The 26,470-nt window shown below is 71.8% G+C and carries 30 protein-coding genes; 10 read left to right on the top strand and 20 right to left on the bottom strand.

Features of this window, described 5'->3' with window-relative positions; genetic code table 11:
* The 4 genes from IEY87_RS18895 to IEY87_RS18880 form a co-directional block, all read right to left on the bottom strand.
* Positions 1-588: a CD225/dispanin family protein gene (locus tag IEY87_RS18895; protein WP_189140008.1), complete on the bottom strand. Its 588-nt coding sequence runs from the start codon at positions 586-588 to the stop codon at positions 1-3.
* 212 nt (positions 589-800) lie between these two features.
* Positions 801-1,403 (bottom strand): Trp biosynthesis-associated membrane protein, encoded by a 603-nt coding sequence (locus IEY87_RS18890; protein WP_189140007.1) that lies wholly within the window; start codon positions 1,401-1,403, stop codon positions 801-803.
* Complete coding sequence (gene hisI / locus IEY87_RS18885; RefSeq protein WP_189140006.1) at positions 1,404-1,778, bottom strand: phosphoribosyl-AMP cyclohydrolase; 375 nt, start codon at positions 1,776-1,778, stop codon at positions 1,404-1,406.
* Between the two features lie 48 nt (positions 1,779-1,826).
* A complete protein-coding gene (locus tag IEY87_RS18880) occupies positions 1,827-2,162 on the bottom strand; it encodes an STAS domain-containing protein (RefSeq protein ID WP_189140005.1) in 336 nt (111 codons plus the stop codon).
* Between the two features lie 149 nt (positions 2,163-2,311).
* On the opposite strand from IEY87_RS18880, the gene IEY87_RS18875 reads away from it, so the two are divergent.
* Both IEY87_RS18875 and IEY87_RS18870 read left to right on the top strand, forming a co-directional pair.
* A complete protein-coding gene (locus tag IEY87_RS18875; protein WP_189140004.1) occupies positions 2,312-3,148 on the top strand; it encodes an MEDS and STAS domain-containing protein in 837 nt (278 codons plus the stop codon).
* Positions 3,141-3,527: an ATP-binding protein gene (locus IEY87_RS18870; RefSeq protein WP_189140003.1), complete on the top strand. Its 387-nt coding sequence runs from the start codon at positions 3,141-3,143 to the stop codon at positions 3,525-3,527. Before IEY87_RS18875 ends, IEY87_RS18870 begins: the two co-directional genes overlap by 8 nt.
* Before the next feature lie 149 nt (positions 3,528-3,676).
* On the opposite strand, the gene IEY87_RS18865 is transcribed toward IEY87_RS18870, so the two are convergent.
* Both IEY87_RS18865 and IEY87_RS18860 read right to left on the bottom strand, forming a co-directional pair.
* Positions 3,677-5,476, bottom strand: a complete 1,800-nt coding sequence (locus tag IEY87_RS18865; protein ID WP_189140002.1) for an ABC transporter ATP-binding protein — start codon at positions 5,474-5,476, stop codon at positions 3,677-3,679.
* Entirely contained in the window at positions 5,473-7,332 is a 1,860-nt protein-coding gene (locus IEY87_RS18860) for an ABC transporter ATP-binding protein (RefSeq protein WP_189140308.1), read from the bottom strand. The genes IEY87_RS18865 and IEY87_RS18860 overlap by 4 nt, the downstream gene beginning before the upstream one ends.
* A gap of 51 nt (positions 7,333-7,383) precedes the next feature.
* Between IEY87_RS18860 and IEY87_RS18855 the strand changes: the two genes are divergently transcribed.
* Entirely contained in the window at positions 7,384-8,025 is a 642-nt protein-coding gene (locus IEY87_RS18855) for a TIGR03085 family metal-binding protein (protein WP_189140001.1), read from the top strand.
* Positions 8,026-8,147: 122 nt separating this feature from the next.
* Here the strand turns inward: IEY87_RS18855 and IEY87_RS18850 are convergent, their stop codons facing one another.
* Positions 8,148-8,774 (bottom strand): MerR family transcriptional regulator, encoded by a 627-nt coding sequence (locus tag IEY87_RS18850; protein WP_189140000.1) that lies wholly within the window; start codon positions 8,772-8,774, stop codon positions 8,148-8,150.
* 262 nt (positions 8,775-9,036) lie between these two features.
* Between IEY87_RS18850 and IEY87_RS18845 the strand changes: the two genes are divergently transcribed.
* Together IEY87_RS18845 and IEY87_RS18840 are read left to right on the top strand one after the other, a co-directional pair.
* A complete protein-coding gene (locus IEY87_RS18845; RefSeq protein WP_189139999.1) occupies positions 9,037-9,198 on the top strand; it encodes a hypothetical protein in 162 nt (53 codons plus the stop codon).
* A 39-nt stretch (positions 9,199-9,237) separates the two neighbouring features.
* Positions 9,238-10,599, top strand: a complete 1,362-nt coding sequence (locus IEY87_RS18840) for a glutamine synthetase family protein (RefSeq protein ID WP_189139998.1) — start codon at positions 9,238-9,240, stop codon at positions 10,597-10,599.
* Here IEY87_RS18840 and hisF read toward each other — a convergent pair.
* Genes hisF through hisD form a run of 9 tightly spaced genes read right to left on the bottom strand, consistent with a single transcriptional unit; the run spans position 10,596 to position 16,566 of the window.
* Positions 10,596-11,357 (bottom strand): imidazole glycerol phosphate synthase subunit HisF, encoded by a 762-nt coding sequence (gene hisF, locus IEY87_RS18835; protein WP_189139997.1) that lies wholly within the window; start codon positions 11,355-11,357, stop codon positions 10,596-10,598. The genes IEY87_RS18840 and hisF overlap by 4 nt on opposite strands.
* Positions 11,354-11,728, bottom strand: coding sequence for a Rid family hydrolase (locus tag IEY87_RS18830; protein WP_225277471.1), 375 nt, complete (start codon positions 11,726-11,728; stop codon positions 11,354-11,356). The genes hisF and IEY87_RS18830 overlap by 4 nt, the downstream gene beginning before the upstream one ends.
* Before the next feature lie 48 nt (positions 11,729-11,776).
* Complete coding sequence (gene priA / locus IEY87_RS18825) at positions 11,777-12,499, bottom strand: bifunctional 1-(5-phosphoribosyl)-5-((5-phosphoribosylamino)methylideneamino)imidazole-4-carboxamide isomerase/phosphoribosylanthranilate isomerase PriA (RefSeq protein WP_189139996.1); 723 nt, start codon at positions 12,497-12,499, stop codon at positions 11,777-11,779.
* Entirely contained in the window at positions 12,499-12,828 is a 330-nt protein-coding gene (locus tag IEY87_RS18820) for a hypothetical protein (protein WP_189139995.1), read from the bottom strand. Before IEY87_RS18820 ends, priA begins: the two co-directional genes overlap by 1 nt.
* A complete protein-coding gene (hisH, locus tag IEY87_RS18815) occupies positions 12,821-13,456 on the bottom strand; it encodes an imidazole glycerol phosphate synthase subunit HisH (protein WP_189139994.1) in 636 nt (211 codons plus the stop codon). The genes IEY87_RS18820 and hisH overlap by 8 nt, the downstream gene beginning before the upstream one ends.
* A complete protein-coding gene (locus IEY87_RS18810) occupies positions 13,450-13,605 on the bottom strand; it encodes a CG2302 family histidine operon protein (RefSeq protein ID WP_189139993.1) in 156 nt (51 codons plus the stop codon). Before IEY87_RS18810 ends, hisH begins: the two co-directional genes overlap by 7 nt.
* Positions 13,602-14,195, bottom strand: coding sequence for an imidazoleglycerol-phosphate dehydratase HisB (gene hisB / locus IEY87_RS18805; protein WP_189139992.1), 594 nt, complete (start codon positions 14,193-14,195; stop codon positions 13,602-13,604). The genes IEY87_RS18810 and hisB overlap by 4 nt, the downstream gene beginning before the upstream one ends.
* Positions 14,192-15,262: a histidinol-phosphate transaminase gene (locus IEY87_RS18800; protein WP_189139991.1), complete on the bottom strand. Its 1,071-nt coding sequence runs from the start codon at positions 15,260-15,262 to the stop codon at positions 14,192-14,194. Before IEY87_RS18800 ends, hisB begins: the two co-directional genes overlap by 4 nt.
* A complete protein-coding gene (gene hisD, locus IEY87_RS18795; RefSeq protein ID WP_189139990.1) occupies positions 15,259-16,566 on the bottom strand; it encodes a histidinol dehydrogenase in 1,308 nt (435 codons plus the stop codon). Before hisD ends, IEY87_RS18800 begins: the two co-directional genes overlap by 4 nt.
* Positions 16,567-16,737: 171 nt before the next feature.
* On the opposite strand from hisD, the gene IEY87_RS18790 reads away from it, so the two are divergent.
* Both IEY87_RS18790 and ligD read left to right on the top strand, forming a co-directional pair.
* Positions 16,738-16,941: a hypothetical protein gene (locus IEY87_RS18790; RefSeq protein WP_189139989.1), complete on the top strand. Its 204-nt coding sequence runs from the start codon at positions 16,738-16,740 to the stop codon at positions 16,939-16,941.
* A 37-nt stretch (positions 16,942-16,978) separates the two neighbouring features.
* A complete protein-coding gene (gene ligD, locus IEY87_RS18785; RefSeq protein ID WP_189140306.1) occupies positions 16,979-18,001 on the top strand; it encodes a non-homologous end-joining DNA ligase in 1,023 nt (340 codons plus the stop codon).
* 100 nt (positions 18,002-18,101) lie between these two features.
* Here ligD and IEY87_RS18780 read toward each other — a convergent pair whose 3' ends face one another.
* Positions 18,102-19,262, bottom strand: coding sequence for an MFS transporter (locus IEY87_RS18780; RefSeq protein WP_225277470.1), 1,161 nt, complete (start codon positions 19,260-19,262; stop codon positions 18,102-18,104).
* Between the two features lie 55 nt (positions 19,263-19,317).
* Here IEY87_RS18780 and IEY87_RS18775 point away from each other — a divergent pair, with 55 nt between their 5' ends.
* Positions 19,318-20,052 carry an AraC family transcriptional regulator gene (locus IEY87_RS18775; protein ID WP_189139987.1) on the top strand — a complete coding sequence of 245 codons (735 nt, stop codon included), beginning with the start codon at positions 19,318-19,320 and terminating at the stop codon, positions 20,050-20,052.
* Between the two features lie 20 nt (positions 20,053-20,072).
* Positions 20,073-20,567: a Cys-tRNA(Pro) deacylase gene (gene ybaK, locus IEY87_RS18770; RefSeq protein ID WP_189139986.1), complete on the top strand. Its 495-nt coding sequence runs from the start codon at positions 20,073-20,075 to the stop codon at positions 20,565-20,567.
* Between the two features lie 51 nt (positions 20,568-20,618).
* On the opposite strand, the gene IEY87_RS18765 is transcribed toward ybaK, so the two are convergent.
* Both IEY87_RS18765 and murA read right to left on the bottom strand, forming a co-directional pair.
* Positions 20,619-23,018, bottom strand: coding sequence for a transglycosylase domain-containing protein (locus IEY87_RS18765; RefSeq protein WP_225277469.1), 2,400 nt, complete (start codon positions 23,016-23,018; stop codon positions 20,619-20,621).
* Between the two features lie 52 nt (positions 23,019-23,070).
* Positions 23,071-24,381, bottom strand: coding sequence for a UDP-N-acetylglucosamine 1-carboxyvinyltransferase (gene murA / locus IEY87_RS18760; RefSeq protein WP_225277468.1), 1,311 nt, complete (start codon positions 24,379-24,381; stop codon positions 23,071-23,073).
* A 63-nt stretch (positions 24,382-24,444) separates the two neighbouring features.
* Between murA and IEY87_RS18755 the strand changes: the two genes are divergently transcribed.
* On the top strand, positions 24,445-25,014 hold the full coding sequence (locus IEY87_RS18755; RefSeq protein ID WP_189139985.1) for a hypothetical protein: 570 nt from the start codon (positions 24,445-24,447) through the stop codon (positions 25,012-25,014).
* Between the two features lie 12 nt (positions 25,015-25,026).
* Here the strand turns inward: IEY87_RS18755 and IEY87_RS18750 are convergent, their stop codons facing one another.
* Complete coding sequence (locus IEY87_RS18750; protein WP_189139984.1) at positions 25,027-26,397, bottom strand: amidase; 1,371 nt, start codon at positions 26,395-26,397, stop codon at positions 25,027-25,029.
* Positions 26,398-26,470 lie beyond the last annotated feature (73 nt).

Genomic DNA, 26,470 nt, shown 5'->3' with positions numbered 1-26,470 from the left:
TCAGTAGGTGGTGGTCGGGATGGTCGAGACGCTCGCCGCGATGATGACGAAGAACAGGACGTAGGCCACGACGATGAGCACCCAGGCGATGGCGCCGAAGATCAGCGACCGCTTCCACCAGGTCTTGGCCTCCTCGGAGGCTTCCATCGCGCCCTGGTAGTCGCCGGACTGCCACTTCTGGTTGACCTGCGACGACTTCACAATGGACACGATACCGAGCGGCAGGCAGCAGAACAGGGTCGTGAGGATGGCCGCGACCAGGTGGTTGTCCGGGGGCGCGCCACCGGGAGGCTGGGCTCCGTACCCGGGGGGCGGGCCGTAGCCGCCACCGCTCGGCGGCTGCTGGCCGTAACCGCCACCGCTGGGGGGCTGCTGGCCGTAGCCACCGCCACTCGGCGGCTGCTGACCATAGCCGCCACCACTCGGCGGCTGCTGACCGTAACCGCCGCCACTCGGGGGCTGCTGACCATAGCCGCCACCGCTGGGGGGCTGCTGGCCGTAGCCACCGCCACTCGGCGGCTGCTGACCGTAGCCGCCACCGGGGGGCTGCGACCCGTAGCCGCCATCGCCCTGGTTTCCGTAACTCATCCGTAAGACTCCTATGTCGTCATGTTTGCGCTGACTTGCGCGCGGCAGCCTAGCGACAAACCTTGGACGACATGCAACAACGTTCGCCTTGCGAACAACTTGTAATCTGCCTGCACGTCTGCGTGACGACGCGTTACCGCAGGTGAAGCCCGATCAGCCGAACCGGTTCGATGCCGAATCGACACCGGCGCGGATCGCCGGATGACGCCGATCTAGCGTGAGGCGGTGGGGTCGTCCCCCCGGTCGAGCGCGTCCCACAGCGCACGGTCGTCGGACGCCTGCGGCGCCGCCGGGGCGGGGGTCCGTTCGTACCGATCCGACATGCCCGCCCACCCGCCGCCGCGCACGACGGCGGCGATGCCGCCCGCGAGCATCAGCACTCCCCCGAGGCCGGCCAGCACCGGCCAGATCACGACGGTGTCCCAGGTGGCCGAGGCCGTCTGGGACACCGTGCCGGCGAGCACGTTGTGCTCGCGCAGCCAGGTCCGTACGCCTGCCTCGTCGGTGGCCGCCCAGGCGCCGAGCGCGGCGCCCAGCCCGCACAGGGCCAGCAGCGCGCCGATGACGCGGCGGCCGGCGCCCTTGGCCGCGAGCACGGCCACCACGCCCGCCAGGCCCGCCAGGGCGAGCGGCGTCAGCACGGGGCTGAGGTCGCCGCCCGTCGGGGAGACCATCTCGGCCAGGCCGCCGGGGTCGCGCGCGTCCGTCACCCAGGCACGGCCCGCGGCGAGCAGCACGAGCAGGCAGCCGGCCACGGTGACGGCCGGCCAGGTCCACCGCCCGCGCCGCCGCCCGGTCTCGCCCCGCGGGGTCATCTAACTCTCCGAGCGCACGGCCGTGACGCCGCCCTGGACCGGTGTCAGCCGATCGGCGTCGAAGCAGGTGCGGTCGCCCGTGTGGCAGGCGGCGCCCACCTGGTCCACCTTGAGCAGCACGGTGTCGCCGTCGCAGTCCAGCGAGACGGCCTTGACGTGCTGCACGTGCCCCGAGGTGGCGCCCTTCACCCAGTATTCGCCGCGGCTGCGCGACCAGTAGGTCGCCCTGCCGGTGGTGAGGGTGCGATGCAGCGCCTCGTCGTCCATCCAGGCGAGCATGAGCACCTCGCCGGTGTCGTGCTGCTGAACGATCGCGGGCACCAGCCCGTTGCCGTCGCGCTTGAGCCGCGCGGCGATCCTGGCGTCAAGGGACATGCCGTCATTCAACCAGGCCGCACGAGCGGTCCGGCAGCGGCGGTGCCGCTAGTCGAGCGCCTGGGACAGCGTGTCGTAGATGGGGAACAGCGGCGCGAGGTTGGTCCTGCGCAGCCGCCGCAGCACCTGGCCGTCCGGAGCGACGAGCGCCATGGTGCCGTCGCGGTCCTGCAGCGTGGCGAGCTGACGCACCAGCATGCCCAGCCCAGTCGTGTCGATGAAGGTGAGGCGGCTCAGATCGACGACGAGACGCGGTCCGTGCGTCTCCACCGCCTCTTCGAGGCATTTGCGAACCTTGGACACGTTGTCCGCATCGACTTCACCGGCGAGGCTGACCACCACCAGCTCCCCGTAGTGCCGACGCGTCATCTGCAGCTCATCCACACGATGCTCCTCACGCGCCTACCCCAAGACGGTTCCAGATGAAGCTACACCGGCGCGGGTCCGTCACGCTGCGTTTTACAGCGAACGCGGAACGTGATAGTCCTCCGGAGGGTAACTCCCCGGAAACGTATGGTAAGGAGGACGCCATCGTGCTACCCGCCGCCGACGCCGTCCTCGATCCGGAGTTCGGGGACCACGTCTGCCTGCCGGTGCGCGGCGAGCCGGAGCGACGGGCGGCGACCGGGGCGTTCACCCGCAACGGCCTGCGCAGGCGGGCCCAGGTTCTGATCATCACGCACACCGACTCCCCCGAGCGGACCCGCGCGTGGCTGGCGCCGCTGGTGCCGGGGTTCGCCGCCGCCGAGTCCGCGGGCCAGATCGAGATTCGCGCCAGCGCGGGGACGCACTACACCGACGGCCGCCTGGATTCGGCCCAGGCGCTGTCCAGTCTGACCGAGGCCGGCGAGCGGGCGCGCCGGCAGGGCCGCCACGGGGTCTACGCGATGATCGACGCCTCATGGGGGGCGCACGACCCGCCGGGGCAGATCGCCTTCGAGGCCGCCACCAACGAACTGTTCGGCCAGCGATGGCTGGCCGCGGTCTGCCAGTACGACCGGACGCTGTTCGCGCGCGAAGCCATCGACAGGGTCGGCTGCGTCCATCCCATCTCGCCCGACCAGGCGGCACTCCGTTACGCCCGTGCCCACCACCCCGCGGCCCTTCGCCTGTGGGGCGAGGTCGACCTGACGAACCGGCACGCGTTCTCCACGGTCCTGATGCCGCTGCGCCAGGAGGCGGGCGAGGTGGTGATCGACGCGAGCGGGCTCCACTTCATCGACGCGGGCTCGGCCCAGCTCCTGGTCGCCACGGCCACGGCCAGGCCGCACGGGCGCACGGTGCTGGTGTGCGGCGAGCCGATGGCCAGGCTGCTGCACCGGATCAGAGCGGACGACGTCATCGACATCCGCCCGGTGGGCGATGCGTAGGCAGGTGCTCTGCGCGAGCTTCTCCCGAGGGCACATCACCGTGCTCCGCCGGACCGTCAGCGAGCGGGCCGCCGGTGAGGGGCTGACCGGCAGGAGCCTGGAGGACTTCGTGGTGGCGGTCAATGAGATCACCACCAACGCCGTGCTGCACGGCGGAGGCGGCGGACGGCTGCGGCTGTGGTGGCAGCACGACCGGCTGTGGTGCGAGGTCACCGACGAGGGCCCCGGCCTGCCGCTCGGCTGGAGCAGCACCGCCCCGCCGCCGTCCGGGTTCGAGGGCGGCGGCAGGGGGCTGTGGCTGACCCGCCTGCTGTGCGACCAGGTCACGATCGTGTCGGGCCCCGGCGGCACGAGGGTGACCTTCGCGGCGGCCAAGTGAACGCGCACAGGCCGGTCGAGCGCGCGCGGTGCCCGGACGATCTCAGGAGCGGGCCGCCGACGTGCGGTGCCCGAACGATCATGAAGACCGGTCGAGCGCGCGCGGTGCCCGGACGATCAGGAGCAGGCCGCTGGCACCCACGCCGCGTGTCAGGAGTGGGCCGCCGAGACCCAGGAGGCGTGCATGTCGGCGTACACCCCCGGCTCGGCGACCAGCTCGGCGTGCGGCCCCCGCTGGACGAGGCGGCCGCCGTCGAACACGAGCACCTCGTCGGCGTTCTCGGCGGTGGACAGCCGGTGGGCGATCGAGACGGCCGTGCGGCCGCGGGTGACCCCTTCGAGCGCGCGGGCCAGGCGCACCTCCGTGGCCGGGTCGACCGCCGAGGTGGCCTCGTCGAGCAGCAGCAGGTCGGGGTCGGCCAGGTAGGCGCGGGCCAGCGCGACGAGCTGGCGCTCGCCGGCCGACAGCGACTCACCGCGCTGGCCGACCGGGGTGTCCAGGCCGGCCGGCAGGCCGTCGAGCCAGTCGGCCAGACCCAGCTCGGTCAGCGCGAGCTGGATCTCCGCGCGGGTGGCCGCCGGCTTGCCGTACCTCACGTTCTCCTCCAGCGTCCCGTCGAACAGGAAGCCGTCCTGCGGGACCATCACGATGCGGGCGCGCAGCGAGGAGAAGCGGACGGCGCGCAGGTCGTGGCCGTCGATGGTGACCCGTCCTTCGACCGGGTCCATGAGCCGGGTGAGGAGTTTGGCGAAGGTGGTCTTGCCCGAGCCGGTCTCGCCCACGACCGCGATGCGCGAGCGAGGCTGGATCCCCACCGACAGCTCGCGCAGCACGGGCGGGCCGCCGGGGTAGGCGAAGTGCACCTGTTCGAAGGCCACCGAGATGGGGCCGCGCGGCAATTCCACGCCGTCGTCGCCGGGGTCGGCAACGTCTGCCGGGGTGTCGATCACGCCCAGGATGCGCCGCCAGCCGGCGACCGCGTTCTGCGCCTCGTTCAGCACCTCGGTGGCGGTCTGCAGCGGGGAGACGAACAGGGTGATGAGAAACAGGAAGGCGATCAGCTGCCCGGCCGTGATGTCGCCGGACACGCCGAGCCGGACGCCGAGCACGACGATCCCGGCGATGGCGACGGCGGCCACGATCTCGGTCAGCGGGAAGACGAATCCGACGATGGTCTGCGCTCTGACCTGGGCGGCCTTGTTGGCGTCCACGGACTTGTCGATGCGCTCGGCGGTGCGCCGCTCGGTGGCGTACGCCCTGATGACGGCCGCGCCGACGACCGACTCGCTGACGGCGGCGAGCATGTCGCCGGTGCGCTCGCGGACCACGGTGTAGGCCCGCGACAGCCAGCGCTGGAAGCGCGGCAGCGCGATCAGCAGCGGGATGAAGCAGATCCACACGAGCAGCGTGAGCTGCCAGGAGTAGATGACCATCAGCACGCTGGCCACGAACAGCTGGCCGAACGCCACGATGATCATCAGCCCGCCCCACTGCATGAAGGTGCTGATCTGGTCGATGTCGTTGGTGACCCGGGAGACGAGGGCGCCGCGGCGCTCGGTGTTCTGGGTGAGCACCGACAGGTCGTGCACGTGCCGGAAGCCGCGCACCCGCAGCGTGGCCAGCGAGGACTCCGTCGCCTTGTACAGGCGCACGTTCATCAGATAGGAGGCGAGGGCGGTCAGGATCACCGCCGCCGCGCACAGCACGACGGCGCGGGTGATGTACGGCATGTCCGGGGCGCCGTCGCCGATCCCGGTGTCGATCGTCTGCTGCACCGCGATGGGCACGATGATCTTGCCTATGGTGGCGACGACCGCCAGGGCGAGCGTGCCCACCAGCCCCTTGCGGAACTCGGGCGTCAGCGACAGCCCCCGGCGGATGGTGGCCCAGGCAGAGCCGCCGGCACCGGTGCCGATGCGCTCCTGCTCCGGCGCGGTCTCCACGGTCATGCGCTGACCTCTGTCTCTTCGAGTCCGAGCGCGGCGTCGGCGTCGAGCGCGGCGCGCACGGCCTCCTCGCGCTCGTAGGCGGTCACCAGGTTGCGGTATCCGGGGCAGCGCTCCAGCAGTTCCTGGTGCGTGCCGCGGTCTTCCACACGCCCGCGGTCGAGGTAGACGACCTCGTCGGCGAGCGCGATCGTGGCCAGCCGGTAGGCGACGACCACGACGGTCGACGCCTCGGCCCGGTCCCGCAGGCCGTACAGGATTCTGGCCTCCACCTGGGGGTCCACGCTGGAGGTGGCGTCGTCGAGGATGAGCAGGCGGGGGCGGCGGGCGATCGCGCGGGCCAGCGCGAGGCGCTGGCGCTGGCCGCCCGACAGGGACGTGCCGCGCTCTCCGACGCGGGTGTCCAGGCCCGCGCCGAGCCCGCTCACGAAGCCGTCGGCCTGGGCCACTCTCAGCGCCGCCCACACCTGCTCATCCGGCATGGGCAGGTCGAGCGCGACGTTGCCGCGCACGGTGTCGTCGAACAGGAACGTCTGCTGCGGCACCAGCGCCACCGACTCGGCGAGCTTGCCGTAGGCGAGCTCGCGCAGGTCCGTGCCGTCGAGCAGCACCCGGCCGGTGTCGGGGTCGACCAGCCGGACGAGAAGCTGGACGAGGGTGGACTTGCCGGAGCCGGTGGGCCCGACGAGGGCGACGGTGCGGCCGGGCGGCAGGTCGAAGGTGACGTCGTGCAGCACCTCGGTCTCACCGTAGGAGTAGGACACGTCCGAGACCGCCAGCGTGGCGGGCTCGTCGCGGCCCGGGGTCTCCTCCCCGTAGACCATCGAGCCCTCGGCCTCCAGCACCGACTGCACCCGGGTCCAGCCGACGACGCTGCGCGGCAGCTCGGCCAGCACCCAGCCGAGCGCGCGGATCGGGAAGGACAGCAGCGTGAACAGGTAAGCGACCTGCACGAGCTGGCCGGAGACGATGTCGCCGGTGGACAGGCGCATCGCGCCGACGCCCAGGACGGCGAGCACGCCGAGCGTGGGCAGCGCCTCCAGCATCGGGTCGAACAGGCCGCGCACCCGGCCGACGGCCACGTTGGCGTCGCGCAGCTCGTGCGCGCGCCGCCGGAAGCGCTCGGCCTCCAGGTCCTCGCGGCCGAGCGTCTTGACGACGAGCGCGCCGTCGAAGCTCTCGTGCGCGATCTCACTGACCTCCGCGCGCAACTGCTGCGCGCGGGTGACCAGCGGGCTGAGCCTGCGCTGATAGACGAGGTTGAGTACGGCGATCGCCGGGAAGACGAGGAAGCCCACCAGCGCGAGCACGAGGTCGGTGAACAGCATGCCGACCGCCGCGGTGACGAGCATGACCACCACGCCCACAGCCATCGGCAGCGGCGCCAGCGGCGCCCACGCCGCCTCGGCGTCGGAGCTGGCGTTGGCCAGCAGCTGCCCGGTCGGGTGCCGCTGGTGCCAGGCCAGCGGCAGCCGCAGGTACTGCTTGGTGACGTCGCGGCGGGAGCGGGCCTGCATGCGGTACTGCATGACGCCGGCGAAGATGCGCCGGCCCGCGATGCCGATCGACTTGAGCAGGGCGGTGCCGATGATCAGTAACACGCCGGTCCACAGCGCGCCCGCGGCGATCTCGCCCTTGCCGAAGGTGGGGATGATGACGTTCTGGGTTGCCCAGCCGAGCGCCCATGCGGAGGCCACGGTCATGCCGCCGTAGAGCGCGCTGGCCACGACGGCCGAGGCGAACACCGCCTTCTCGGCGCGGACGGCCACCCCAAGGACGCGCAGCCCCTGACGCATGACGGCAGAGGTGACCTTATTCGCCACGCGGTGTGTTTCCTTCCAGTGCCGGATTTTCCACATACTGACAATCACGTCTGATCATTGACTTATTCCCACAGGTAGAGTTGCGATGTGACTCACGCTCGTGGCGAACGCGCCGCACTGTGCGACCTGTTCGACTCGCTTGGCCCTGGCGCCCCGACCCTGTGCGAGGGCTGGGACACCTATGACCTGGCAGCGCATCTGGTGCTGCGCGAGCGCAGACCGGACGCCATGCCGGGCATCGCGGTGCGGGCGCTGGCCGGTCACACCGCCTCGGTGCAGCAGCGCCTGAAGGCCAGGCACCCCTTCCCCGAGCTGGTCTCCCTGGTTCGCAAGCCCGGCGGAGTCTACGGTGCGCTGTCGTTCCTGGACACAGCGGTCAACACGCTGGAGTTCTTCGTCCACCACGAGGACGTCCGGCGGGCCCAGCCCTCCTGGGAGCCCCGCGAGCTGCCGGCCGACTTCGAGCAGCTCATCTGGAAGCGCGTGTCCGCCGGGGCCAAGACGATGCTGCGCCGCTCCCCCGTCGGCGTGGTGCTGCACTACCCCGGCGCGGTCGGCTCGCGGGCCGTGGTGCTCGGCGGCGCGAAGCAGGGCCCCAAGGTCGAGGTGATCGGCGGGGCGGGCGAGTTGCTGCTGTTCTGCTTCGGCCGCCAGGCGCACGCCAGGGTGGAGTACGCGGGCGAGCCCGAGTCGATCACCCGGCTGAAGAACGCCGGCTTCGCCGTCTAGCCGGTCATCCGAGCCGTCCAGCCGGCCATCCGAGCCGTCCAGCCGGTCGTCCGAGCCGTCCAGCCGGCCATCCGAGCCGTCCAGCCGGTCGTCCGGGCCGTCCAGCCGGTCATCCGAGCCGTCTAGCCGGTCGTCCGATAGGTCTCCACCGACAGGTGGGCCTGCGCCAGCCGGCGCATGGCCGCCAGCAGCGTGTCGCCGAGCAGGGTGCCGATCACCACGACCTCCACGGCCCGCTCCCGGTCGGTCACGTCGCCCAGCACCCGCAGATCCACTCCGGCGGCCGTCTCGGCGGCGTCGGCGTAGTCGTCCAGCGCGCGCAGGATGTCGTCCAGGCCCAGCTCCAGGAGGCTCGCGAGCACGCCGACCATGGTCCTGGCGGCCTGGTGGCCGGCGGTGTCGTCCCATCCCCTGCGGGCCAGCAGGTCCGCCACGAGGCGCTCGGCCTGCCGGACGTGTTCGCCGGAGCGCTCGTCGTCGTGCGTCGTGACCGTCTTCTGGGCCACGCTCAGCAGCTCGGTCTTGGCGGTGCCGGGATCTTCCATGTGGTCGACGAGTTCGCGGATGGCGGAAATGCTGAGCCCGCCGTAGTCGGCGAGGGCTCGCACCAGTTTCAGCCGTTTGACGTGTGCCGAGCCGTACTCCGCCTGATTGCGGCCCAGCGGCCGGCCAGGGGACAGCAACCCCTCCCGGAGGTAGTACTTGATCGTCGGGACCGGAACCCCTGTGCCGGCACTCAGGTCCGCCATACGCACGACCGAAAACCCCCTTTTGTGGTGGCTGGATAGTCTAGCCATGGATCGTGGAGAGTGCCGCTATCCACAGGCGCCCTGCCGTGGCCGCCACATCGCTGAACCTTCGGCCCAGAAGGCGCTCCCGTCCCGCGTTCAGGCCGTACGATGGGTGGGGAACAAGCCCCCCGGTTATGATCGAAAACATCTTCATAGAAGATGCCACTGATCGCCCAGATCCGGGTATATACGGCTGGGAATGGACTGCAGGAGGCCCCCCATGCAGGTCAAGAAGGTGCTCACGTACGTGGCTGTCGCGTTTGTGGTCTTTTACCTGTTCACCCGGCCGGCCGACGCGGCCGCCGCGGTCAACGGCGTGTTCGACAGCATCGTCAATGGAGCCGATCAGCTGGCTGTTTTCTTTACCAGTGTTCTGACCTGATCGGTGGTCCTGCCTGCTCAGTCGTGTTACGCAGGCAGGATGAGAGACCGTGCAGGCACCGCCAAGCTCGACCCGTCCGATCCCGGCGTCACTCGCATCTGCGAGCGGGCCGAGGTCGAAGAGGTGGAGCTGATCCGATTTCTGTACACCGACCACGGTGGCGTCATCCGTGGCAAGGCGGCATCCCGGGCACGGCTCGCGGATCGGCTCAGCAGCGGCATCGGGCACACCGTGGCCATGATGGCGATGAACATGCTCGACCAGCTCCAAGAGGTCGAGGACATGGGTCCGGTGGGCGAGGTGCGCATCGTTCCCGACCCGTCCACCTATGCTCCGCTCCCCTACGCGCCGGGAGCGGCGGTGATGCTGTCGGATCTGCGCCTGCCCGACGGCTCTGCCTGGGCCGCCTGCCCACGCACCTTCCTCAAGGACGCGATCGGCACGCTGGAGGCCGAGGGCTACACGCTGGAGGCCGCGTTCGAGCCGGAGTTCACGCTCGGCCGGCGGGTGCCCGACCCCGGTGGCGGCCTGGACCGGCTGGTGCCGATCGACGACGCCCTGTGTTACGCCGGCCTCGGCTTCGACGCCGCCCACGACTACACGATCGCGCTCATGCGCGCCCTGCACAGCCAGGGCATGCAGGTCGAGCACTGCCACCCGGAGCTGGGCCACGGCCAGCAGGAGATGTCCGTACGGCACGCGCCCGCGCTGCGCGCCGCCGACAACCACGTCCTCTACCGGGAGACCGTCCGCGGCGTGGCCCTGCGCATGGCCCTGTGGGCCTCGCTGGCCCCCAAGCCGCTGGCCGGCCAGGCGGGCAACGGCGCCCATCTGCACCTGTCCTTGTGGAGCCAATCCCATAACCTTTTCGGCGGCGACAGCGAGGTGCGGGAGTGGTTCATCGGCGGGCTGCTCGCCCATCTGCCCGCGCTGACCGCGCTCACGTGTGGCAGTGTCAACGGCTTCCGCCGGCTGACGCCCCGGTCATGGGCGGGCGCCTACAACGTCTACGGGCCCGACAACCGGGAGGCGGCCGTACGCGTCTGCTCGCCGCTGGGGGACAGCGGTGAGCCCAACCTGGAGCTGAAGCCGTCGGACTCCTCGGCCAATCCCTACCTGGCGCTGGGCGCGGTCATCCACGCCGGCCTCGACGGCATCTGCCGCAAGCTCGACCCCGGCGAGGCGGTGGACGTCGACCCGGACACGCGCCCGGGCCGTTACCCCCGCCTGCCGGCCTCACTCGACGAGGCCCTGGACGCGCTGGAGGCCGACGAACTGCTCATGGAGGCGCTGGGGCCGCTGCGCCGCAGCGCCTATCTGGCGGTGAAGCGCTCGGAGGCGACCGCGTTCGCCGCCGAGGACGCCTCCTACGAGCACTTCCACCACCTGCGCGTCTTCTAGCGGACCGGGTGGCCGGCCATCGCCAGGGTCCGCTTCACTTCGTGGATCTTCAGCGTGCCGAAGTGAAAGACGCTCGCCGCCAGCACGGCGTCGGCGCCTGCCGCGACGGCGGGCGGGAAGTCCTCCAGACGGCCCGCGCCGCCACTCGCGATCACCGGCACGCGGACCGCCGCCCGGACCGCGTGCAGCATCTCCAGGTCATAGCCGTTGAGCGTGCCGTCTCCGTCCATGGAGTTGAGCAGGATCTCGCCCACGCCCAGCTCCTCGCCACGGGCGGCCCACGCCACGGCGTCGATGCCGGTGCCGCGGCGACCGCCGTGCGTGGTCACCTCGAACCCGCTCGGCGTGCCCGGCGCCCGGCGCGCGTCCACCGACAGCACCACGCACTGGGCCCCGAAGCGCCGCGACGCCTCGGTGAGCAGCTCGGGCCTGGCGATGGCGGCCGTGTTGAACGACACCTTGTCGGCGCCGGCCCGCAGCAGCCGGTTCACGTCGTCCACCGAGCGAACGCCGCCGCCCACGGTGAGCGGGATGAAGACCTGCTCGGCCGTCCTGCGCACCACGTCGAGCATGGTCTCGCGCTCGCCCGACGAGGCGGTGATGTCGAGGAAGGTGAGCTCGTCGGCCCCCTCCTCGTCGTAGCGCCTGGCCAGCTCGACCGGGTCGCCGGCGTCACGCAAATTCGCGAAGTTGACGCCCTTGACGACGCGTCCGGCGTCGACGTCCAGACAGGGGATGACCCTGACGGCCACGGTCATGCGCGCATCGCCTCGATCTCGATCTCGATCAGCATCTTCGGGTCGACCAGCCCGGCCACCCGCACCCCGGTGCAGGCGGGGCGCACCTCGCCGAACACCTCGGCGATGGCCTTGCCGGCCAAATCGAAGTGATGCTGATCGACGACGTAGTAGCGGACCATGACAACGTCCTCGACGGTCAGGCCGCCCTTGGCGACGGCCTCCAGGGCGATGTCGATCGCCGTCAGGCTCTGCCGGTAGGCGTCACCCGGGTGCCGGACCTCACCGGCGACGGTCGCCGTGCAGCCGGAGACGATGACCCTCTCGCCCACGACCACCGCACGGGAGTATCCGTACTTTTCCTCCCAGATTCCACCCGAAAACACCCTCATTCCGGTGCTTTCCATGCTTGTACTGCCCATCACGCCCCCTCCCGACTCCTAAGCGCTCACTGTGGCCAGCGCGCTCTCCAGCGTGAAATTGCGGGCGTACAGGGCTTTTCCCACGATGGCGCCTTCCACGCCGTCCGGAACGAGACAAGACAGTGCGATCAAGTCATCCAGGGAGGAGACGCCGCCGCTGGCCACGACCGGCTTGTCGGTGCGGGCGCACACCTGCCGCAGAAGGTCCAGGTTGGGGCCGCGCAGGGTGCCGTCCTTGGTGACGTCGGTGACGACGTAGCGGGGGCAGCCGTCGGCCTCCAGCCGGTCCAGCACCTCCCACAGGTCGCCGCCGTCCTCGGTCCAGCCGCGGGCCGCCAGCGTCGTGCCGCGAACGTCCAGGCCGACCGCGATCTGGTCACCGTGTTCGGCGATGATCTTGCGGCACCAGGCGGGGTTCTCCAGCGCGGCCGTGCCGATGTTGACCCGGCGGCAGCCGGTGGCCAGCGCGGCGGCCAGGGAGGCGTCGTCGCGGATGCCGCCCGACAGCTCGACGTTCACGTCCAGCTTGCCGATCACCTCGGTGATCAGCTCGCGGTTGGAGCCGCGGCCGAAGGCGGCGTCCAGGTCGACCAGGTGGATCCACTCCGCTCCGGCCTCCTGCCAGGCCAGCGCGGCGGCGAGCGGCTCACCGAAGCCGGTCTCCGTCCCGGCCTCACCCTGCACGAGGCGCACGGCCTGGCCGTCCGCCACGTCTACGGCGGGGAGCAATACGAGGGACATCAGGTCCTCCGGTCGAAAGCGAGGGTCACGAGAACAGGAACGAGCAGCAAGGAGAAGATCAGCACGCCGAAGCTCAGCAGCGCCGACCCCCAGATCAGCCAGGCGAGCGCCTGGACGATCAGGAAGGCCAGCGCGACCACCGCGTTCTGGGCACGCTGACGGCGGGCGATCAGGCCGCCCTGCCGGGCGACGCGCACCGGGCGCGGGGTCAGACGCAGGATCACCGCCCGGCGGCGGGCCCGGCGCGCCTGACGCTCCACGTTGCGCCGGATGGCCAGCGCACGCTCCGCCTCACGTGCGGAGCGGCGGTGCGCCCGCTCCTTACTCAACGGTGCCGAGCCAGTTTTCCAGCAGCGCGGCCCCGGCGTCACCGGACTTCTCCGGGTGGAACTGGGTCGCCATGAGCGGGCCGTTCTCGGCGGCGGCCACGAACGGCACACCGTGCTCGGCCCAGGTCACCACCGGCTCGGCGAAACCGTCGCCGGGCCGCAGCTCCCACTCGCGCACGCCGTAGGAGTGCACGAAGTAGAAGCGGGTGGCGGGGTCGATGCCGGCGAACAGCACGCTGCCCTCCGGCGTCTTGACGGTGTTCCAGCCCATGTGCGGCAGCACCGGCGCCTCGAGCCGCTCGACCGTGCCGGGCCATTCGCCGCAGCCCTCGGTCTCCACACCGTGCTCGACGCCCCGGGCGAACAGGATCTGCATGCCGACACAGATGCCTAGCACCGGCCGGCCACCGGCCAGCCGCCGGCCGATGATCTGCTCGCCACGGACGCCCTTGAGCCCGCTCATGCACGCCTCGAACGCGCCGACGCCCGGCACGACCAGCCCGTCGCAGTCGAGAGCCGCGTCGAAGTCGGCGGTGACGGTCACCTCGGCGCCCACCCTGGCCAGGGCGCGCTCGGCGGAGCGCAGGTTGCCTGAGCCGTAGTCCAGCACCACGAGCTTCTTCACCACCACAGCACCCCCGCCGTCACGGCCAGCACCGCACCGACGCCGCAGATCGCCGCGCCGATCTTGAGTCCCTGCTTGGCCAGCGAGATCACGCCGCCGATGAGGAACAGCCCGACGAAGACCAAGGCGATCGCGATCGTGTTCTCGGTCATAGGACGCCCTTGGTGCTCGGCACTCCCGTCGCCCTGGGGTCCGGCTCCGAGGCCGCCCGCAGCGCCCTGGCCAGCGCCTTGAACTGGGCCTCCACGATGTGGTGGGCGTTGCGGCCGTAGGGGACGCGTACGTGCAGGCAGATCGCCGCCTGGGCCACGATGGACTCCAGGATGTGCCGGGTCATCGTGGTGTCGTAGTCCGGGCCGATCATCGGCGCCATGCCCTCGGGCTCGGTGTGCACGAGATAGGGGCGGCCGGACAGGTCGACGGTCACCTCGGCGAGCGCCTCGTCCAGCGGGCAGGACGCATTACCAAACCGCCTGATGCCCGACTTGTCGCCCAGCGCCTCGCGGAACGCCGCACCCAGCGCGAGCGCGGTGTCCTCGATCGTGTGGTGAGAGTCGATGTGCAGGTCGCCCTCGGTCTTGACCGTCAGGTCGAACAACCCGTGCTTGCCGAGCTGCGCCAGCATGTGGTCGAAGAAGCCCACCCCGGTGGCCACCTCCAGCAGCCCGGTGCCGTCGAGGTTCACCTCGACCAGGACGGACGTCTCCTTCGTCGTACGCTCGACGCGACCTACGCGACTCACAGAATCCCCTCCAGCGCGGCACGGAAGGCCGCCATCTCCTCGCCGGTGCCGATCGACACCCGAAGCCATTGTGGCGGCCCGACCTCGCGGATGAGCACGCCCCTCGCCAGCAGCCCCTCCCAGACCGCGCGCCGGTCGGGGAACCGCCCGAACAGTACGAAGTTCGCGTCGGAGTCGGCGACCGTCAAGCCCTTGTCCCGCAGCCACCGGACCGTGTCGTCACGCTCCTGGCGCAGCGCGTCGACCGTCCCCAGCAGCTCCGCCCGGTGCCGCAGCGCCACCCGCGCCGCCGTCTGGGTGAGCGTCGACAGATGGTACGGCAGGCGCACCAGCAGCAGCGCCTCCACCACGGCCGGGTGCGCGGCCAGGTAGCCCAGCCTGGTGCCGGCCATGGCGAACGCCTTGGACATCGTCCGGGTGACGATCAGGCGCGGGTGCCGCGGCAGCAGGGTGAGCGCCGAGGGCGTGCCCTGCCTGGCGAACTCGGTGTAGGCCTCGTCCACCACGACCATGCCGGGCGCGGCGTCGAGGATCGCCTCGACCGTCGCCAGCGGCTGGGCCGTGCCGGTCGGGTTGTTGGGCGAGGCCAGGAAGACGATGTCGGGACGGTGCTCCCCGATCGCCGCGACGGCCTTGCCGGGGTCGAGCGAGAAGTCCTCCTCGCGCGTCGCCTTGATCCACTCGGTGTTGGTGCCGGTGGTGATGATCGGATGCATCGAGTAGGACGGCTCGAAGCCCAGCGCCGTGCGGCCGTGACCACCGAAGGCCTGCAGGATCTGCTGGATGACCTCGTTGGAGCCGTTGGCGGCCCACACCTGCTCGGCGGCCAGGCCGTGCCCCAGATAGGCGGCCAGATCGGCCCGCAGGTCACCGGCGTCCATGTCCGGGTAGCGGTTGAGGTCGCCCGCGCTGCGCCTGATCTCCTCGGCCAGGTCGGCGACCAGCTCCGGGGAGGGCGGGTAGGGATTCTCGTTGGTGTTGAGCCGGACCGGGACGTCGATCTGGGGCGCGCCGTACGGGCTCTTGCCCCGCAGGTCGGCGCGGATGGGCAGGTCGTCGAGGTTCACGAGGGCACCTGCCAGTCGAAGCGGGCGCGGACGGCCGCGCCGTGAGCGGGAAGGTCTTCGGCGTCGGCCAGGACGGACACGTGCGCCGCGGCCCCGGCCAGGGCCTCACGGGTGTAGTCGACGACGTGGATGCCGCGCAGGAACGACTGCACCGACAGGCCGCTGGAGTGGCAGGCGCAGCCGCCGGTGGGCAGCACGTGGTTGGACCCGGCGAGATAGTCGCCGAGCGAGACGGGCGCGTAGGGGCCCACGAAGATCGCGCCCGCGTTGCGGATCCGGGCGGCCACCGCGGCGGCGTCCTCGGTGTGGATCTCCAGGTGCTCGGCGGCGTAGGCGTCGACCACCTTGATGCCGTCCTCGATCCCGTCGACCAGCACGATGGCCGACTGCCGCCCGCCGAGCGCCTCGGCGATCCGCTCGGAGTGCCTGGTCGCCGAGACCTGGCCGGGCAGCTCCTTCTCGACGGCCTCGGCCAGCTCCACGCTGTCGGTGACGAGCACGGCCGCCGCGATCACGTCGTGCTCGGCCTGGCTGATCAGGTCGGCGGCCACGTGCACCGGGTCGGCGGTGTGGTCGGCCAGGATCGCGATCTCGGTCGGGCCGGCCTCGCTGTCGATGCCGATGCGGCCCTTGAGCAGCCGCTTGGCCGCGGCCACCCAGATGTTGCCGGGCCCGGTGACCATGGTCGTGGGCTCGCACTCCTCGGTGCCGTAGGCGAACATGGCCACGGCCTGGGCGCCACCGACGGAGTAGACCTCCTCGACGCCCAGCAGCGCGCACGCGGCGAGGATCGCCGGGTGCGGCAGCCCGCCGTGATCCTTCTGGGCCGGGCTGGCGACGGCCAGCGACGGCACCCCGGCCTCCTGGGCGGGCACCACGTTCATCACCACGCTGGAGGGGTAGACGGCGCGGCCGCCGGGGACGTAGAGCCCCACCCGGTCGACCGGCAGCCACCGCTCGGTCACCGTGCCGCCGGGCACCACCTGCGTGGTGACGTCGGCACGCCGCTGGTCGCGGTGGACCAGCCTGGTCCGCCTGATCGACTCCTCGAGCGCCGCCCGCACCTCGGGCCGCAGCTCCGCGAGCGCCCTGTCGATCGCCGCACGGGGCACCCGGGCGCGCTCGATCTCGACGCCGTCCAGCTCGGCGGTCAGCTCCCGTACGGCTGCCGCCCCGCGATGGCGCACGTCCTCGCAGATGGACCGCACCCTGTCCAGGGCGGCCTCTACGTCGAGCTCGGCGCGGGGCAGCACGTCGCGCAGGTTCGCCGGGAGGGAACCTCGCATGTCGATACGGGAAATCACCCTCCTAGTTTACGGAGTCCACCCGGTGAATCCTGTTCCGTCCACCATCCGGACAGTGGCGTGGCGTGCCGCCTCGCTCCGGACGGCGACCAGGACGCCATCGGACGCCGGAGATTGACCAGATATTTTATACCCTCTTGTCTTTTATGTCCGCTCCCGTACTCTTTGCGAATGGGAGTCTGGCTCGGCCCGAACGGCATCCTGGTGGAAGCGATCATGCTTGACGACCGGCCGATGCTACGTGTCTCACATGTGGTCGACGGGCACCGCTACCTCCAGGGCTACTGCGCCTCGGTCGCCGAGCTCGGCCGGCACGGCGTCGACCTGGCGCAACTCGTCGAACAGCCCGCCGGCGCCGAGCGCCTGACCGGCTAGGGAGTGTGCGCGCGCGGAGCGGGGTATGGCAGCGTGCATGGCGTCGCTGCCGACCTACGCGCCGATGCTGGCCCAGCTCGGTCCGCTGCCGTCCGCCGACCAGGACGCGTGGGCCGTCGAGATGAAATGGGACGGCATCCGGGCTCTCGCCTACCTCGCCGACGGCGCCGTACGCCTCCTGTCACGCAACGGCAAGGACATCACCGCCGCCTACCCGGAGCTGCGGCTCATGGCGGGCGCCACCGGCCGCCGGCCGGCCGTCATCGACGGCGAGATCGTGGCCTTCGACGAGGCCGGGCGGCCCAGCTTCGGCGCCCTCCAGCCGCGCATGCACCAGCGCAACCCCCTCAGCGTCGCCGAGCTGGCCAGGACCGTGCCGGTGACCTTCATGGCCTTCGACATCCTGCACCTCGACGCCGAGTCCGGCGGCGCCCCGGGAAGCACGATCGCCCTGCCCTACACCGAGCGGCGCGAGCTGCTGGAGACCACATTCGTGCCCGGGTTCCGGTGGCAGGTGCCCGTGTGGTTCCACGACCACGTCCAGGACGCCTTCGGCTTCTCCCGGCGGCTCGGGCTGGAAGGGATCGTCTGCAAGCGGCTGACCTCCCCCTACAGGCCGGGCAAGCGCACCGCCGAGTGGACCAAGGTGAAGAACGTCAAGGCCGTCGAGGTGGTCATCGGGGGCTGGCAGCCCGGCGCCGGGCGGCGCTCCGGCACCATCGGCTCGCTGCTGCTCGGCTCGTACGACGGCACCGGACGGCTGCTCTACGTGGGGCATGTCGGCACGGGATTCACCCAGGCGATGCTCCAGGACCTGCACCAGCGGCTGGCCCCGCTGCACCGCCCCGACCCGCCCTTCGACGAGCCGGTGCCGCGTGAGTTCGCCCGCGACGCGCACTGGGTGGAGCCGGTGATGGTGGGTGAGGTGCAGTTCGCCGAGGTGACCGGGGACAACAGGTTGCGCCACCCTTCCTGGCGCGGCCTCCGCCCCGACCGCCACCCCCGCGACGTACGCGCGGCCGGCGACGAGGGCCCAGGCGGCGCGTCAGCCGTCGGCTGAACGGAAGGGGCCAAGCGCTGGTCAGGCGTCGGCTGAGCGGCCGCCCGGCCGGCACCATCCCGGCCGGGCGGCCGGTGTCATCACGGGCGGGCGGCCGGTGTCATCCCGGGCGGCCCGCCGACGGCTCGACCGTGCCGGTGGGGTCCGCCTGGGCCGGCTCGGTGAGGGTGCGGGCGAGCAGCCAGGCCAGCACCGGGAACGGCACCAGGCACGCCAGCGCCGCCCGCAGCGACACCGCCTCCGCCACCGCCCCCACCAGCGGGCTGGCCAGCCCGCCCACGCTCACCGCCAGCCCCAGCGTGACGCCGCCCGCCGTGCCCACCCGCCGCGGCAGGAAGTCCTGCCCCAGCGTCACATGCAGCGAGAACGGCGCGTACAGGGTGATCGACGCCGCCGCGATGAAGACGTACGCCCCGAACCCCGGCGCCAGCACCACCCCCGCCACGGCGGGAACGGCGGCCGCGTACGCCAGGCGCATCGTGCGCACCCGGCCCCAGCGGGCGGCGAGCCTGCCGCCCAGCACCGTGCCCACGGCGCCTCCGGCGAACAGCACGAACAGCGCCACCGCCCCCGCCGCCCCACCCCCGAGGTACAGGGCCACGAACGTGCTCAGCCCGACGTACACCACCGACCGGAAGACGATCACGAGGGACAGGCGGACGAACGACGGCCAGTCGTCGCGGCCGGAGGGCGGCGCCGCGCGGCCCGCCTCGGCCGGCCCGGCCAGGGAGCGGATGACGGTGAGCGTCAGCAGCGCGCCCGCCACGGCGGGGATCACCAGGTACGGCGACGCGCCCAGCCCGCCGGCCGCCAGCAGCGGCGTGACGAGGATCGGCGCGGAGGCGAACCCCAGGGTCCCGCCGAGCGAGAACCAGCTCATCCGCACGTGACTGCCCTGGCTGGCGATCCTGGCCAGGCGGGCCGACTCCGGGTGGTAGGCGGCCACGCCGAGCCCGGACAGTGCCACGGCCAGCCAGGTCAGCGCGTACGAGCCCGCCACGCCGCTGAGCGCCACCCCGAGCCCCGCCGTGGTCATGCTGACCGGGATGAGCCAGGGCATCCGCCACCGGTCGGTCAGCACACCGAAGACGGGCTGGACGACCGACGACAGCAGCGTGGCGGCCAGCACGACGCCCGAGACCGCCACGTACCCGTAGCCGCGCCCGGCCACGAGGAACGGCACCAGCGCCGGCACCGCCCCCTGGTAGACGTCGACGCAGGCGTGCCCGGCCGCGAGGATCGTGATCCGGCTCGTCTTCACGTTCCTGATGGTGGCCCGCGCCCGCCCTGGCCCGCTTCCGATAAAATGCCAATTCATGCCGGAAATTCGCCATCTCCCGCAAGCACCCACCGGCCGGCGCCCGCTGGCGCCCGGCGGCGGCATCGACGCCCACCGGCACGACACCCACCAGATCGTGTACGCCTGCAGCGGCGTGCTGTCGGTCACCACCGACGCCGGGACGTGGGTGGCCCCGGCCAGCCGGGCGATCTGGATCCCGGCCGGCACCGTGCACGAGCACCGCGCCCACGGCAATACCGACCTGCGCCTGGTGGGCCTGACCGGCGACCCGCTCGGCCTGGCCAGGCCCGCGGTGCTCGCCGTCGAGCCGCTGCTGCGCGAGCTGATCATCGCCTACACGGCGGATCCCGGCGACGGCGCGGAGCGGGACCGGCTGCTCGGCGTCCTGCTCGACCGGCTGCGCCGCTCCCCCGAGCGGCCGTTCCACCTGCCGACCGCCCGGGATCCACGGCTGGTGGCGGTCTGCGCGATGCTGGACGACGATCCGGCCGACGGGCGCACCCTCGCCCAGCTCGCCGCCCGGGCCGGCACCAGCGACCGGACGCTCGCCCGGCTGTGCCGCGCCGAGCTCGGGATGACCTTCCCGCAGTGGCGCACGCAGCTGCGGCTCCAGCGCGCGCTGCTGCTGCTCGCCGACGGGGTGAGCGTGACGGCCGTCGCGCACCGCTGCGGCTGGGCCTCCGCCAGCGCTTTCATCGACGTGTTCCGGCGGGCGCTCGGGTACACCCCCGGCCGCGCCTTTACATTGTAGATTCGCTACACTGGGATTCTGTGAGCAAGAAGAGCAAGGGTGGCGGCACTCCCGCGACCGCGGCGCTGACCAGGGCCGCGGCGGAGTTCACCCTGCACCCCTACGAGCACGACCCCGCCGCGCAGGCCTATGGCGAGGAGGCCGCCGACGCGCTCGGCGTGCCGTACGAGCGGATCTTCAAGACGCTGGTGGCGGAGCTGGAGAGCGGGCTCGCGGTGGCCGTCGTGCCGGTGTCCGGCAAGCTCGACCTCAAGGCGCTCGCGGCGGCGCTCGGCGGCAAGCGGGCCGCCATGGCGGAGGCGGCCAAGGTGGAGCGGGTCACCGGCTACGTGGTGGGCGGGATCAGCCCGCTCGGGCAGCGTAAGCGGCTGCCGACCGTGGTGGACTCCTCGGCGCTGGAGTTCGGCACGATCTTCTTCTCGGCGGGCAAGCGCGGCCTGCAGATCGAGACCGCGCCCGCCGACCTCATCCGCCTCACCGAAGCCGTGACCGCCCCCATCGGCAAGCCCTCCTGACCGCACGCCCCACCGCCACCTTCGGCAAGCCCTCCTGACCGCACGCCTCGGTCATCGGTGGTGGCGGTCGCGTCGCACGCGGTCCGGTCTGTGCTCCCGTCGTGGGCGTGGGTGCTGATGCCTGATGTGCGGCCGCTGGCGTCGTACCCGTGGATGGTCGCGAGAGGCCCGTGGGTGGTCGGGGCGGGCCCGGCGTGGGGGCGCGCCGCGCGACTGCCCGGCGTCCGGGTGCTCGCGGCGCGCCCGCGCTTGGCCGCGACCCCGGTCCGGCCGCCCCAGCAGCCACTCGAACAGCCCGCCGGGCCGCCGGGAGTGCGCCCGGTGTCCCCCGCGGCGACCGCCCCGCGCCTCACGCTCCTCGCGTTCCTCGGCCTCTTCCAGCCCCGGCGTGTGCCCGCCGCCGAAGCGGGACATGTCCGGTCCGGGAAAACCCTTCGCCTCGGTGTCGCGCAGCGCGGCGCTCATGGAGTCCACCCAGATCGGCCCCGGCAGCGAGGCCCCCTGCACGGAGCCGTAGTACTCGTCGCCGATCTGCACCCCCGTCAGCGGATGCTTGTAGGAGCCGCGGATGTCGCCGACGCTGACCGCCGCCGCCAGGTTCGGGGTGTAACCGGCGAACCAGGCCGAGGTGTAGCCGTTGTTGGTGCCGGTCTTGCCCGCCGCCGGCCGGCCGATCCCCTGCCCCCGCATCGTCCCCTTGTCGAAGACGCCCTCCAGCACGTGGTTGACCGCGTCTGCCACCTCCCGCTCGATCACCCGGTGGCAGGCCGGTGACACGCGGGTACGCCGGCCGTCCCTGTCGGCGATCTCCAGGATCGCGAGCGGCCGGCAGTATCTGCCCCGGGCCGCGAACGTCGCGAAGGACGCCGCCACCGTCAGCGGGTCCATCTCGTTCACACCCAGCGTGAACGTGGGCACCTCGCGCAGCGGCGTGCCGTCGGCCCGCCTGATGCCGAGCGCACGGGCCGTCTTGACCACGTTGCACAGGCCGACCTTGCGCTCCAGCATCATGTAGAAGATGTTGACCGACTTCCAGGTACCGGTCTCGATGCTGTGCGGGCCGCCCTCGCCCTCGCCGCTGGCGTTGTGGATGGTCGTCCCCGGCGCGTTGACGGGCCGGCCCTTGCAGTCGCGGTAGCCGTCGCCGGGCACCAGCGCCCCCGGCGTGTCGAAGCCGTCACCGAACTTCCAGCCCTGCTTCAGCGCCGTGGCCAGGGTGAACACCTTGAACGTGGACCCGGCCTGCAGACCCTGGCCGCCGCCGTGCCGTACGTCGGCGGCGAGGTTGAAGGTCGTCCTGGGCCCGTTCTTGCTGTCGCCCGGGTTGCGGCCGAACTCCTTGCTCGCCGCCATCGCCCTGATCCAGCCCGTGCCCGGCTCCACCATCGCCTCGGCGGCCACCTCGGTGTCCATCGGCGCCACCCGGCGGCGGATCGCCCGCTCCGCCGCCTTCTGCGCCACCGGGTCCAGGCTGGTCCTGATCACCAGCCCGCCGCTGGCCAGCCGCGCCCGCCGGATCGCCGGCGTGCCGCCGAACACCTGGTTCGTCATCAGCTCGCGGTGCACGTACAGGCAGAAGTACGGATGCTCGCTCTGCGCGCAGCCGCCGGGCTCGGGGCGCAGCTTGATGGCGAGCCGGCTCCGCTTGGCGCGCGCGGCCTGCTCCTGGGTGATCAGGCTCAGCCCGGCCATCCGGTCGAGCACGAGGTCACGCCGCGTCTTCAGCTTCGCCCGGTGGGCGTCGCCGAGCGAGGGATCGGTCGAGTACGGAGTCCGTACGGCGCCCGCGAGCGTGGCCGCCTGGGTGAGCGTGAGGCCGGCGGCCGTGGTGGAGAAGAAGCGCCTGGCCGCCGCCTCGATGCCGTGCGCACCGGCACCGAAGTAGGCGATGTTCAGATATTTCTCCAGAATCTCGTCCTTGCGGTACTTCTTCTCCAGGGCCAGCGCGAGACGGAGTTCGCTGATCTTGCGGGCCATGTTGGGCGCGCGGGCGCGGTCCCGCTCGGCGTCGGTGCGCGAACTCTCCACCAGGATGTTCTTCACCAGCTGCTGGGTGAGCGAGGAGCCGCCCTGCCTGATGCCGCCCGCCTGGGTGTTGGTGAGCAGTGCCCGGAGCGTGCCGATCACGTCGAGCCCGCCGTGCTCGTAGAAGCGGGCGTCCTCGATGGCCACGATCGCCTGGCGCATCACCGGCGCCACCTTGGCCAGCGGCACCGCCGTCCGGTTCGCCTCGTAGAACTGGGCGAACGTCCGGCCGTGGATGTCGACCAGCCTGGTCACCTGTGAGAGAGGCTCCTCGCGGGGCGCCGGTGGCAGGTCGAGGAAGGTGGTCGCGACGTTCTTCGTAGCGAGTCCTGCCCCGCTGACCACGGGAGCGGCCATCGCCGCCACCAGCACCCCGCTGAGCGCCCCCGCCACCCCGAGCCAGGTGATGGATTTCAGCACAGTCACGCAGATGATCTGCTTCAAGAAGATCAGCGGGAAACGCCCGGCTGTTGATTCTTTACTGTCCTCGGCGGATGTTCAGACCGAGCGACTCGAACTGCTCGAACGGCTGGTGGTAGCCGCGCTCGATGTGGTGCACGCCGCGCAGCGTGGACGGCCCGTCGGCCACCGCGGCGGCCAGCACGGCGGAGAAGCCCGCCCTGATGTCGGGCAGCGTCACGTCGGCGCCCTTGAGCTGCGAGACGCCCCGCACCACCGCCGAATGCCGGGCGTTGGTGTCGTGGTAGCGGCAGGCCGGGCCGCCGAGGCACTGGTCGAAGACCTCGATCTCGCAGCCCATGCTCTTCAGCGCCGGAACGTACACCAGGCGGTTCTCGAAGACGGTCTCGTGCAGCACCGACATGCCCTGGCTCTGCGTGAACAGCACCATGAGCGGCGTCTGCCAGTCGGTCATGAACCCGGGGTGGGTGTCGGTCTGCACGGCCGCGGCGCGCAGGCCCTCGGGCGGGGCGGTCGCGCACAGGTATTCGTCGTTGATGGCGAACTGGGCGCCCATCCTGGCCAGTGTGGTGATCGCGGTGACCAGGCGGTCCTGCGGGCAGCCGTGCACCCGCACCTCACCACCGGTGATCAGGCCCGCGACCAGGTAGGAGAACGCCTCGATGCGGTCGCCGGCCAGCCAGGTGGAGGCGCCGCGCAGCCGCTCGACGCCCTCGATCACGATCCTGCGGTCGGGCGACAGCTCGATCCTGGCGCCCATCCGCTGCAGGAACAGCGCGAGCTCCACGACCTCGGGCTCCATCGCGGCGTTCTTCACCACGGTCTTGCCCTCGGCCAGCACGGCCGACATCAGGATCGTCTCGGTCGCGCCCACGCTCGGGTACGGCAGCTCCAGCCGGGTGCCGTTGAGCCGCTTGGCCTTGGCGAAGATGCCGGTGTCGCCGACCTCCACCTCCGCGCCCATCGCCCGCAGCGCCTCGACGTGGAAGTTGACCGGGCGCCGCCCGATCGGGTCGCCGCCCACCAGCGGCACGAACGCCTCCCCGGCCAGGTGCAGCAGGGGGCCCAGCATGAGGATCGGGATGCGGTTCAGCCCGGTGAACGCGTCGGGCACCCGCGGCCTGATCTCCGGGCCCGGTTCGATGCGGATCTCCGTACGACCGATCTCCACGTTGATGCCCAGGGCGGTGAGCATGTCAGCGGTGATGCCCACCTCGCCCACTTCGGGGGCGTTGTGGATCGTGCTTTCGCCGCTGCCCAGCATGGCGGCCACCATGTGCTTGGACACGCCGTTCTTGGAGCCGCGCACGACGACGTCGCCTCGCAGCGGGCCAGAGGGTTCGATGTGCCAGAGCTTTTCTTCAATCACGAAGTGAGCCTAACCGGGAGATACCATCGATCTGGTTCGGACACAGATCTGAAGGGGAGTCGCGTGGCGAGGCAATTGCGTGCTTTCGCGGTCACCGTCCTCGCACTCGCCGCCCTGGGCGTCCCCGCCGGGCTGGTCTGGTCCGCTCTGTCGCCCCGCCCGCCCTACCGGATCACCGAGGGCACCGCCTCGGTGCTCGCCGATCCCGGGACGCAGACGCTGATCGCCGCCGACGGCTGGTTCGCCACCGTCACCGGCGGGCTGGGGCTGGCCTGCGGCGCGCTGGCCTGGTTTTTGAGCCGCCGTCAGCAGCTCGCCGTGCTGCTCGGCCTGTGCGGCGGCAGCGTGCTCGCCTCGTTCGTGACGCTCTGGACAGGGACCACGTTCACCCTCGGCGTGATCGCGGTGGAGGCCTCGGCCGAACCCGGCGTCACCTTCGTCGCCGGGCCGCTCGCGCTGACGGCCGACGGCGTCCTGGTGTCCTGGCCGCTGCTCGCCGTCGGCCTGTTCGGCCTGCTCGAAGGCATGCACGGCTATCGCGAGTCGCCGCTGCGCACGCCGTACGGGATCGGCTCGCACCCGCCGGCGGCGGACCCGTACCGGATCGGCGAGCCGCCCCCGCGCGGCGACTAGGGCGGCGGGCGGCTAAAGCGGCGGGCGGCGGCCGGCGAACCCGGTGGCCCGCTCGAACGCGCGCGCCACGCGCAGCACGCGGGCGTCGGCGAAGGGACGTCCGACGATCTGCACGCCGACGGGCAGTCCCGACCGCGTGAACCCGGCCGGGACGGACGCCGCCGGCGCGTGCAGGACGCTGATCCAGTAGGCCGAGCGCATCCACGTCAGGTAGTCGGGGAGCGGAACGCCGTTGATCTCGCGGACGTACGGGTCCTCGGCGGGGAACGGCGGCACCTGGCTGACCGGCGCGATGAGCACGTCGTAGCGGTCGAAGAAGGCGGCCATCCGCTGGTAGAGGCGGCTGCGCGCGCGCTCGGCCCGGGCCAGGTCGGCGCCGGTGACCTGGCGGCCCTGCTCGACGTTCCAGGCGGTGTTGGCGCCCAGCCCGGTCAGCTCGCCGTAGGACAGCGCGTAGAACCAGGCGCGGTAGGTGCGGAAGGCGTCCTCGGCGTCCGACAGGTCGAGCTCGACCTGCTCGACGTGCGCGCCGAGCCGCTCGAACACGCCGGGCGCGGTCGCGGTGACCGCCGCGGTCGCGGCGTCCACCGGCAGCCCGCCCAGGTCGGGACTCCACGCCACGCGCAGCCCCGCCACACCCTCCTCGGGCTCGGCGGCGAAAACCTCCTTGATCGAGTACGGGGATCGCGGGTCGAAGCCGGATATCACCGACATCATCAGCGTGACATCCTCGACCGTCCTGGCCATCGGGCCCTGCACCGACAGGGTGTACCAGGCGGCGGTCTCCGACGGGCTCGGCACCCGCCCCGGCGTCGGCCGCAGACCTACCACGTTGCAGAACGAGGCCGGGTTGCGCAGCGACCCGCCCATGTCCGAGCCGCTGGCCAGCGGCACCATCCCACAGGCCAGCGCCGCCGCCGCGCCCCCGCTGCTGCCCCCGGCGGACTTCGACAGGTCGTAGGGGTTGCGGGTCACCCCGAACACCTCGTTGACCGTGTGCGACCCGGTGCCGAACTCGGGCGTGTTGGTCTTGCCCACGTTGATCGCCCCGGCCTCCGTGAGCCGCTGGACGATCAGATCATCCTTTTCCGGGATATTTCCGGAAAAGAGCGGAGATCCGTAGGTGGTACGGATGCCGGCCGTGTCCAGCAGGTCCTTGTGCGCCACCGGCACCCCGTGCAGCGGCCCCCGCGGCTCCTCCGCGTCGGCGGCCTTGGCCGCGTCCATCGCCTGCTCGGCCGCCAGCGTCACGATCGCGTTCACCCGGGGATTGACCCGCTCGACCCGGTCGAGGTGCGCCTGGAGCACCTCGACCGCGCTCACCTGCCGGGCCCTGATCAGGCGCGCCAACTCGGCGGCGGTCAGGTAGTGCAACTCGCTCATGCTGCGATCCTGCCCCACCCGCTCTGCCGCCACGACGGCGAGGTCTGCCCACGCGCGCGCCCCCGCCTGGCGA

Origin of the sequence: Nonomuraea glycinis (genome assembly GCF_014646515.1) — a bacterium.
Lineage (GTDB): Bacteria > Actinomycetota > Actinomycetes > Streptosporangiales > Streptosporangiaceae > Nonomuraea > Nonomuraea glycinis.
Note: the sequence above shows the minus strand (reverse complement) of the source record. Positions and strands in the feature narration are given on the sequence as shown.

Excerpts from the sequence above, each read along its gene's own strand:
- IEY87_RS18870 (WP_189140003.1), top strand. The coding sequence starts at position 3,141 with ATGCGTAGGCAGGTGCTCTGCGCGAGCTTCTCCCGAGGGCACATCACC.
- IEY87_RS18890 (WP_189140007.1), bottom strand. The coding sequence starts at position 1,403 with ATGACCCCGCGGGGCGAGACCGGGCGGCGGCGCGGGCGGTGGACCTGG.
- IEY87_RS18850 (WP_189140000.1), bottom strand. The coding sequence starts at position 8,774 with ATGGCGGACCTGAGTGCCGGCACAGGGGTTCCGGTCCCGACGATCAAG.
- IEY87_RS18790 (WP_189139989.1), top strand. The coding sequence starts at position 16,738 with ATGGGAGTCTGGCTCGGCCCGAACGGCATCCTGGTGGAAGCGATCATG.
- IEY87_RS18895 (WP_189140008.1), bottom strand. The coding sequence starts at position 588 with ATGAGTTACGGAAACCAGGGCGATGGCGGCTACGGGTCGCAGCCCCCC.
- IEY87_RS18775 (WP_189139987.1), top strand. The coding sequence starts at position 19,318 with ATGCCGGAAATTCGCCATCTCCCGCAAGCACCCACCGGCCGGCGCCCG.
- IEY87_RS18845 (WP_189139999.1), top strand. The coding sequence starts at position 9,037 with ATGCAGGTCAAGAAGGTGCTCACGTACGTGGCTGTCGCGTTTGTGGTC.
- hisF (WP_189139997.1), bottom strand. The coding sequence starts at position 11,357 with ATGACCGTGGCCGTCAGGGTCATCCCCTGTCTGGACGTCGACGCCGGA.
- IEY87_RS18810 (WP_189139993.1), bottom strand. The coding sequence starts at position 13,605 with ATGACCGAGAACACGATCGCGATCGCCTTGGTCTTCGTCGGGCTGTTC.
- IEY87_RS18830 (WP_225277471.1), bottom strand. The coding sequence starts at position 11,728 with ATGAGGGTGTTTTCGGGTGGAATCTGGGAGGAAAAGTACGGATACTCC.
- hisI (WP_189140006.1), bottom strand. The coding sequence starts at position 1,778 with ATGTCCCTTGACGCCAGGATCGCCGCGCGGCTCAAGCGCGACGGCAAC.
- IEY87_RS18840 (WP_189139998.1), top strand. The coding sequence starts at position 9,238 with ATGAGAGACCGTGCAGGCACCGCCAAGCTCGACCCGTCCGATCCCGGC.
- IEY87_RS18865 (WP_189140002.1), bottom strand. The coding sequence starts at position 5,476 with ATGACCGTGGAGACCGCGCCGGAGCAGGAGCGCATCGGCACCGGTGCC.
- IEY87_RS18750 (WP_189139984.1), bottom strand. The coding sequence starts at position 26,397 with ATGAGCGAGTTGCACTACCTGACCGCCGCCGAGTTGGCGCGCCTGATC.
- priA (WP_189139996.1), bottom strand. The coding sequence starts at position 12,499 with ATGTCCCTCGTATTGCTCCCCGCCGTAGACGTGGCGGACGGCCAGGCC.
- ligD (WP_189140306.1), top strand. The coding sequence starts at position 16,979 with ATGGCGTCGCTGCCGACCTACGCGCCGATGCTGGCCCAGCTCGGTCCG.
- IEY87_RS18860 (WP_189140308.1), bottom strand. The coding sequence starts at position 7,332 with ATGTGGAAAATCCGGCACTGGAAGGAAACACACCGCGTGGCGAATAAG.